Genomic DNA, 8,421 nt, shown 5'->3' on the forward strand with positions numbered 1-8,421 from the left:
GGTAACTTAATTTTATAATTTTGTCAACTTAATACATGAGGCTGACTGATAAATGTTCTTGGTACAGATGCAAAAAACCTCCAAGACCAGCGGTTTTGGAGGTAATACCCCTAATTATTCATCTCCATTATAAAAATCAGGTGGAATCATTGATAATCCAAGGGTTCCACCTAGTTTCTTTGTTTCACCCATTAGGTGGAAAACAAAAACTTCCAAAAACCTTAGTATAGCAAGGGTTCTGGAAGTTTTTTGAATTCTGTATGAATAATTCGGGAATACAGTTTGAGCCTTGAATGCAGGCGTCTATAGTTTCGATTGGCTAACTCGGTTGATTGGAAATTAGCTGGGTCCTAGTTGGACTTTTGCTCAATCTCTTTTTGAGCAGATAAGCCCTGATTGAGCAAGCTTTGGATAATGGTTTTATCGCGAAGTTTGACCGAATCATTGATACTATTAGCTGATTCAACAATGGTTTGTTCCAATTGCGCCCGTTTACTGCGGCCTTCTTCAATGGCTTGGATGATTTGTTGGTTTTGAACAACCAGGCTCTCGGCCAATTTGGTCACAGCTTGGACGCTCATGGTTGGGTTTTGGGCTGTCCGTTCAAGCGCTGGGATGGCTTCCTTACTGGTTTCTGCTAGCAATTCCAAGGCTGCATTATTGGCATTGGTAATAGCATCTGCGGTCATCCCAGAGCGGACGGATTGTTGGAGAATCCCCAGTTGGGCGATGGAGAGTTTCATGGTTGGGATGGTATTGCGGCGCAGCATCCCGAGTTTTTGCCGCATATCGGTAGAAACCTTGACCAGGTTGCGCATTTGAGGGGTGGTCGCCCAGGCCACATAGAGGCGGCTGATGTATTCTGTGTGTTGAATTTCTAGCATGTTGACAACTTCTGTGGTGTGAGCCAATTGGTCGGACTTAACTTGATAGTCGATGCTGGCAGGATCTAGGTTAGCCACTTCTTGCTGGAGTTGGAAGGCCCGGTCGCCGGCTTCTTTTTGGCTGGACTCGATAAAGGCGATGACACCGACTAGATTTTCAATAGAGTTGGTGTTGTCTTCAATCAACATTTCTGCTGATACAATATTGCGGGCCAAGACCTCTTCTTGGGTGACCACAGCTGCCGCCATGCTATCCATTTTCTTTTCGATGTTTTGGGAGTCGAAGTAGAATTCTTGGAGGTTGTTTTTACCTTGGCGGAAGAGTTTTTGGAGGAAGTTGGGTTTCTGCTCTAGGTCCGCTGGTTTGGCATCCTTGTATTTGGCCACAAAGCCATTGAGTTCCCGATTGGTCTGGGTTAGGATCTCGTCTACTTGTGGAATTTCGAGTTTTTTCTGTTCACTGAGGATTTTATTAACTGTGATGTTGACATTTTCGACTGCATCCTGGCCAAAGTCCAAGAGGGAGTTCTTGTCTTCCAAAAATTGATCCACGAGTTGTGGGGTTCGCTCTTGAATTGCGGTTTGTTGCTGGGGTGTTAGTTTGTCAAAAAATTGGAGGCTGGGTGTGTTGGAGTTGCCAGGGTCGTTGGCTAGGATAATTTCGCTGGTTTTGTCCTGCTTGAGGGCCTTGTTGGCAATGTTGTCGATGTCAAAATTGAAGGATTCACTCATTTATTATCTCCTGTTTGGTCTTCGGGGCTAAGGATGCGGAGGCTGATTTCAAAGTCCCGCATGTCTGTTTCGTTTAATTGTTTGAGGGTTTCATCCAAGAGTAGGTCAAATTGTTCCATGGCTACTTGGGCTTTTTTGAGGCGTTGCTTGGCCTGGTAGTAGTCCTTGGGATCGTGGTAGATTTTCAGGTAGCCGTTGAGGATCTCTTGGAAATTGTTCATCTGGGATTGGTGGACAGCCATGAGTTCTTGTTGGTTGCCGCCAGTGGATTCCTCGATTTTGCGGACAATTTCTTGATGGTCCCTTTGAATATTGAGGTAGGTTTCCCGGATTTCGTCGGGGATCGGTCCGTCCCATTGGTTATCATCTAGGGGTGGAACCTGACTTTCCTTGAGGCGGGCTTGTTCTTGGTAGTCCAGTTGTTTGTATTCCTGCAGCTGGTAGAGGACCTGTTGCTGGTAGGTGCCGGCTTGTTTGCGAATGGTATTGTAGCGTTTGAGGCCGAGCTTTTTACGGAGGTCGATGGCCTCTGTTTGAATCTGTTCCAAGCGGGCCAGGGTTGGTTTTGCTAGTTCCTGGTAGGACTGGACATTGCCCTGATTGTGGAAGAAGTCTAGCTGTTTTAAATCGAGGTCGACCTTCTGGATGTCCTGCCGCAGGTATTCTATTCGCATTTTCTTATTGGAAGAAACATGCAGGCGATGGGCAAAAATTGTTAGGAGGCTCGGAAAAACAAGCACAGGGAGTTCTGCGATCAGGGCGGCCCAAAAAATGATGATTAATATTAGGGTGAAATAGCCGGAATTGTAGAAACGGCTGTGAAATAAAGATTGTTTTCTGTTCATATATAACCTCTATCTTCCTACCCATATTCTAGCAAAAAAAGTGGGTTTGTGGGGGAAAAGGATGGAAGATAGGGCGGAAGTCGGAGAGGCTTGCATAAAAATTGAAAAAATTCCGAAAATTAGATATAATGGGTCGTAAAAACGAATTGAGGCGATGGCCTCTTGGAAAAGAGCAGGAGACAAGATATGACTTCAGTTGTTGTTGTGGGAACCCAGTGGGGAGACGAAGGAAAAGGGAAAATTACGGACTTCCTATCTGCCAATGCGGAGGTAATTGCTCGCTATCAAGGTGGGGATAATGCTGGGCATACCATCGTGATTGATGGGAAAAAATACAAGTTGCATTTGATTCCATCAGGCATTTTCTTCCCAGAAAAGATTTCTGTTATTGGGAACGGGATGGTTGTCAATCCTAAGTCCTTGGTCAAGGAGTTGAAATATTTGGCAGATGAAGGAGTCTCAACAGAGAATCTTCGCATCTCGGATCGGGCCCATGTGATTTTGCCTTACCATATCTGTCTGGATCAGTTGCAGGAAGATGCCAAGGGTGAAAATAAAATTGGAACCACAATCAAGGGAATCGGCCCAGCTTATATGGATAAGGCAGCTCGGGTTGGAATCCGGATTGCGGATCTCTTGGACCGCGATATTTTCAAGGAACGCTTGCAAATCAACTTGGCTGAGAAAAACCGAATCTTTGAAAAATTGTATGGTACTGAGGCACTAGATTTCGAGGAAATCTTCGAAGAATACTATGCTTATGGTCAAGAGATTAAGAAGTATGTGACCGATACCTCTGTTATCTTGAATGATGCCTTGGATCAAGGCAAGCGGGTTCTGTTTGAAGGGGCCCAAGGGGTTATGTTGGATATTGACCAGGGAACCTACCCATTTGTAACCTCATCCAATCCAGTTGCGGGTGGGGTAACCATTGGATCTGGGGTTGGTCCAAGTAAGATTGACAAGGTTGTCGGTGTCTGCAAGGCCTACACATCACGGGTTGGTGATGGACCTTTCCCAACAGAGCTTTTTGATGAAGTGGGTGAACGCATTCGTGAGGTTGGTCATGAGTACGGTACAACAACTGGACGTCCGCGTCGAGTGGGCTGGTTTGACTCCGTAGTGATGCGCCACTCCCGTCGTGTATCTGGAATTACCAATCTCTCCCTCAATTCCATTGATGTCTTGAGCGGTCTTGACACTGTTAAAATCTGTGTGGCTTACGATCTAGATGGTGAGCGGATTGATTATTACCCAGCTAGCTTGGAGCAATTGAAACGTTGCCGCCCAATCTATGAAGAAATGCCAGGTTGGTCTGAGGATATCACAGGAGTCCGCAGTCTGGAAGAGTTACCAGCAAATGCGCGCAACTATGTCCGCCGCATTTCGGAATTGGTGGGCGTACGGATTTCAACCTTCTCAGTCGGTCCAGGTCGTGAGCAAACCAATATTCTAGAAAGTGTTTGGAGCCAATAAGGGGCAGCTCTTTATGGACTATAGTTTTGAAGAAAAAGTAGTCTTTATGCAGGAGGCTTTAAAGGAAGCCGAAAAAGCACTGGCCTTAGAAGAAATTCCGATTGGCTGTGTCCTGGTTAAGGACGGCCAAATTATCGGCCGCGGGCATAATGCGCGTGAGACCCTGGATCGCGCTATTCTCCATGCAGAAATGATGGCGATTGAGGAAGCCAATGCCCGGATTGGCAATTGGCGTCTGCTTGATACCACTCTCTTTGTGACCATTGAACCCTGTGTTATGTGCAGCGGAGCCATTGGCTTGGCCCGAATTCCCAAGGTTATCTATGGAGCTGCCAATCCTAAATTTGGCGCAGCTGGCAGTCTCTACAACATCCTAGAAGATCGCCGCCTCAACCACCGGGTAGAGGTGGAGGTAGGCATTTTGGAAGCAGAATGTGCGGGAATCATGCAAGACTTTTTCCGAACCCGTCGCCAGAAAGCCAAATAATCAGAGTAATCGAAACAGTAGCGGCTGGAGCTTGTCTCCGGCTGTTTTTTAATAGGGTAATCCTGCTGACTTTACTTTAAGTTCCAAAGGGTATATACTAAAACATGAAAACGCTTACCAAGGAGGTTTTTCTATGACAATTGGAAGAAAGGGGCTGGAGGCCAGTCTCTTAGTCGCAACAAGTATTCTCGCTATATCAGCAGAGCAGGCCTGGGCTGAGGAAGTGACGGATACTCCACCCCAACTTGTAAATCAGGAGGAGACAAGAGCTCCAGAGGAGTCCGCTGAAACCTATCAGGCGATTGCCAGCCTTCCTGTGGAAACGAGTCAGCTATCGAACTCGCAGGAGCAGGAGGAGAATCAGGTTCGTTTTCATGTCCAGGCTCCAGAAGCGGATGCGGGTCTGGGGCTTTGGACCTGGGGTGATGTCGCTGAGGAATCGGCCAAGAAGGGTCCCTGGCCAACGGGAGCCAGTGCCTTGAGTGAGGCCCAGCGGGATCATTACGGGGTCTATGTTGATGTGCCATTGGCGGAGGCTAAACAAGAGCAGATCCACTTTTTGATTAACAATAGCAAGGGGGACAATCTGTCGGGAGACCAGACCTTCGAAATTATTGATCCTAAGGCGCGGGAGGTTTGGATTGCTAAAGACTATAGTCAGACCCTCTATGAACCGGTAGCGGAGAACCTCCTGCGGATTAACTACCAACGGGCAGATCAGAATTATGACCAGAAATCTGTCTGGGTCTGGGGTGATGTTGAGCTGACCCTGTCGGACTGGCCGCGGGGACTAGCTCTGAAACCCGATGGTCGCTATGGGGCCTATGTTGATATTCCTTTGAAGGCAGGGGCTCAGAAGCTGGGTTTTCTGCTCTTAGATGAGACCAAGGAGGGGGATGCGGTGAAGATCCAACCCAAGGATTACCTCTTAGAGGGGATAAAGGGGGGCCAGCAGGTCTTTGTACGCGAGGATGAAGCCCATGTTTATACCAATCCCTATTTTGTCAAAGATATCCGCCTAATTGGAGCTCAGCAGTCCAGTCTGCAAGATTTGACGGTAACTTTCACCAACTTGGATGAAGCCGTCCAGGCAGAAATCCAGCAGCAGCTTCAGGTCTTGGATGATGCTGGCCAGGTCGTGCCGATTCAGGCCTGGAACTGGAACTTGGAGCGGCGCCAGCTAGAGCTTAAGGGGGACTTTCAAGAAGCTGCCCTACCTTATCGGGTCGCCTATGGTGGTGTGACCTTGACCGCCCAGAAGAATTGGCAGTTTAAGGACCGGCTCTTTGCCTACGATGGACCTCTGGGAGCCCAGGTCTCGGAGGCAGGTCGCAAGGTCGATTTGGCTCTGTGGTCTCCTTCGGCCGATTCCGTCAGCATCTTGATTTATGATAAGGACAACCAGGAGCGCTTGGTGACTGAGCTTGACTTGGCCAAGCAGGACAAAGGCGTCTGGCGGCGAACCTTGGTGGCGGATGCCAAGTTAGGCATTGCGGATTATCGTGGTTATTTTTATCAGTATAAAATTGTAAGGGCGGGTACAGAAAGCATCGTCTTGGATCCCTATGCCAAATCGCTAGGCCTTTGGAACAGTGAGGAAGCAGACAAGGGACCGGCTTATCGTGTGGCCAAGGCGGCCTTCGTTAATCCAGCCGAACATGGCCCTAAAGATCTGACCTATGCGAAGCTGGATAACTACCGAGGCAAGCAAGATGCGATTATCTATGAAGCCCATGTTCGGGACTTCACCTCAGATCCCAAGCTATCCCTAGAAGGCTCCTTCGGTACCTTCAGGGCCTTTATCAAGAAGTTGGATTATTTGAAGGAGCTTGGCGTGACCCATATCCAGCTCTTACCAGTCCTCAGTTATTACTTTGTCAATGAGGCGGCGAACCAACAGCGGATGCTGGACTATCGTTCCAGTGGAGTCAATTACAATTGGGGTTACGATCCGCAGAGCTATTTTGCTTTGACTGGTATGTATTCGGAACGGCCTCAAGATCCAGCCGAGCGGATTGCGGAATTAAAGGAATTGGTCCAAGCAATCCATGACAGGGGGATGGCAGTGATCCTTGATGTGGTCTACAACCATACGGCTAAGACCGCTATTTTTGAGGATTTAGAGCCAAACTATTACCATTTTATGGACCAGGATGGAACTCCGCGAACCAGTTTTGGTGGCGGTCGTCTGGGGACCACCCACTACATGAGTCGCCGGATTTTGACAGATTCCATTTTGTATCTGATGTCAGAGTTTAAGGTAGATGGTTTCCGTTTTGACATGATGGGAGATCACGATGCAGCCAGCATTGCAGAGGCCTATCGTTTGGCCAAGGAACTTAACCCGCAGGTCCTCCTTCTGGGTGAAGGCTGGCGCACCTACACTGGGGATGCAGATAGTCCCCAGCCAGCGGCTGATCAAGACTGGATGAAGGACACCAATGGGGTTGCCGTCTTTTCAGATGATATCCGTAATAGCCTCAAGTCTGGCTATCCCAATGAGGGGGCACCAGCTTTCCTAACGACAGGACCCAAAAAGGTGACCCAGATCTTCCAAAACCTTAAGGCCCAGCCTAGCAATTTTGAGGCTGACCAGCCAACGGACGTGATTCAGTACATTGCGGCGCATGATAATCTAACCCTGTTTGATGTCATTGCCCAGTCCATTCGTAAGGATCCGGCAGATGCGGCGAGTGAGCAGGAAATCCACCAACGGCTTCGCTTAGGCAATCTGATGATTTTAACAGCCCAGGGAATCCCCTTCCTCCACTCAGGTCAGGAGTATGGCCGGACCAAGCAGTTCCGTGATCCTGCTTACCGCCAGCCTGTCTCAGAAGACCGGATTCCTAACAAGGCCCACTTGCTGACCAAGGCAGATGGTTCGCCTTTTGACTATCCTTACTTTATTCACGATTCCTATGATTCGAGCGATAGCATTAACCGTTTTGATTGGTCCAAGGTCGAGGACGGGGCAGCCCACCCCTTGAATCTTGCTACCAAAGAATATACCAAAGGCCTAATCCAATTGAGGAGGGCGGTTGAGGTCTTCCGCCTCGGGCAAAAAGCGGCCATTGAGCAGCGTATGCGCCTCTTGACAATCCCAGGCCAAAACGGGGTGCAGGAGGAGGACTTGGTATTGGGCTATGAGTTGGAGGCTGAGAACGGTGACCGCTATGTGGTCCTGGTCAATGCCGATCGAAAGGAGCGTTCCTTTGCCTATGCAGCCAGCTCTACTCCCCTGGTCTTGGTCGACGGACAGCGGGCTGGCCTGCAACCACTGGAGCACCCAGTCGGTGTAACCCTCCTGGATACAGAAGTCCGCCTGGCACCTCTGACCGCGACTGTACTCTGGATCCGCAAGGAGCACTCGCTAGAGCCAACCCCTCCGCAAGTAAATTCTGCAGAAAAACCGGTGGAACAAATGCCTACTAGCAAGTCAGCTAAACCAGCTGTGGTGGTCAGTCAATCCCGGCTGGCGATGAAATCGCCAGCGCAAGAGGGATTCTCAATCCAGTCGGACCAAGCTCTTGCAAAGTCGCTGCAGTTAGAACTGGCAGCTAAGAGTCTGCCGAAAACCGGCAGCCAGGCCAGCTTGTGGGTCCGACTCCTAGGTTTCTTAGGTTTTGGAGCTGGTAGTTGGCTTATCCGATCTCAAAAATCCGAAGATAAATTTTAATCAGGTGAACGGATATTTTGCAGTTGGGCCAGTTTACGGAAGTTGGCTGATTTCGGATTTTTGGAAAGCAGATATAAGCCCATGCACGCTTAAAGAAAAGGCCAGCAGTCCCTGGAAGGATCATTGCTGGCCTTTTCTCGTGGTATACTATAGTAGAATGAAACAGAAACCACACACTTTGTGCTATACTATTTTTATGGCATATTCAGTAGATTTTCGTAAAAAAGTTCTTTCATATTGTGAGAATATTGGCAGTATTTCTGAAGCAGCAACTGTTTTCCAAATTTCTCGTAATACCATTTATCAATGGATTAAATTAAA

At 48.4% G+C, this 8,421-nt stretch carries 6 protein-coding genes; 4 read left to right on the forward strand and 2 right to left on the reverse strand.

Going from position 1 to position 8,421, the window contains the following annotated elements; all coding sequences use genetic code 11:
* Positions 1-350: 350 nt before the first annotated feature.
* Positions 351-1,616 carry a toxic anion resistance protein gene (locus tag N4310_RS00310; RefSeq protein ID WP_262091647.1) on the reverse strand — a complete coding sequence of 422 codons (1,266 nt, stop codon included), beginning with the start codon at positions 1,614-1,616 and terminating at the stop codon, positions 351-353.
* Complete coding sequence (locus N4310_RS00315) at positions 1,613-2,461, reverse strand: hypothetical protein (RefSeq protein WP_262091648.1); 849 nt, start codon at positions 2,459-2,461, stop codon at positions 1,613-1,615. The genes N4310_RS00310 and N4310_RS00315 overlap by 4 nt, the downstream gene beginning before the upstream one ends.
* Positions 2,462-2,647: 186 nt before the next feature.
* Between N4310_RS00315 and N4310_RS00320 the strand changes: the two genes are divergently transcribed.
* From N4310_RS00320 to N4310_RS00335, 4 genes are all read left to right on the forward strand, one after another.
* Positions 2,648-3,937, forward strand: coding sequence for an adenylosuccinate synthase (locus N4310_RS00320; protein ID WP_262091649.1), 1,290 nt, complete (start codon positions 2,648-2,650; stop codon positions 3,935-3,937).
* Between the two features lie 13 nt (positions 3,938-3,950).
* A complete protein-coding gene (tadA, locus tag N4310_RS00325) occupies positions 3,951-4,424 on the forward strand; it encodes a tRNA adenosine(34) deaminase TadA (RefSeq protein WP_262091650.1) in 474 nt (157 codons plus the stop codon).
* Between the two features lie 133 nt (positions 4,425-4,557).
* Positions 4,558-8,100: a pullulanase gene (locus N4310_RS00330; protein ID WP_262091651.1), complete on the forward strand. Its 3,543-nt coding sequence runs from the start codon at positions 4,558-4,560 to the stop codon at positions 8,098-8,100.
* A 196-nt stretch (positions 8,101-8,296) separates the two neighbouring features.
* On the forward strand, positions 8,297-8,421 hold a 125-nt coding region (locus tag N4310_RS00335; RefSeq protein ID WP_262091653.1), incomplete at its 3' end, for a transposase.

Source organism: Streptococcus danieliae (assembly GCF_025447695.1).
GTDB classification, from domain to species: Bacteria; Bacillota; Bacilli; order Lactobacillales; family Streptococcaceae; genus Streptococcus; species Streptococcus danieliae.

What these genes read in the sequence shown, in the direction of transcription:
- N4310_RS00330 (WP_262091651.1), top strand. Translation starts at nt 4,558, where the DNA reads ATGACAATTGGAAGAAAGGGGCTGGAGGCCAGTCTCTTAGTCGCAACA.
- N4310_RS00310 (WP_262091647.1), bottom strand. Translation starts at nt 1,616, where the DNA reads ATGAGTGAATCCTTCAATTTTGACATCGACAACATTGCCAACAAGGCC.
- tadA (WP_262091650.1), top strand. Translation starts at nt 3,951, where the DNA reads ATGGACTATAGTTTTGAAGAAAAAGTAGTCTTTATGCAGGAGGCTTTA.
- N4310_RS00315 (WP_262091648.1), bottom strand. Translation starts at nt 2,461, where the DNA reads ATGAACAGAAAACAATCTTTATTTCACAGCCGTTTCTACAATTCCGGC.
- N4310_RS00320 (WP_262091649.1), top strand. Translation starts at nt 2,648, where the DNA reads ATGACTTCAGTTGTTGTTGTGGGAACCCAGTGGGGAGACGAAGGAAAA.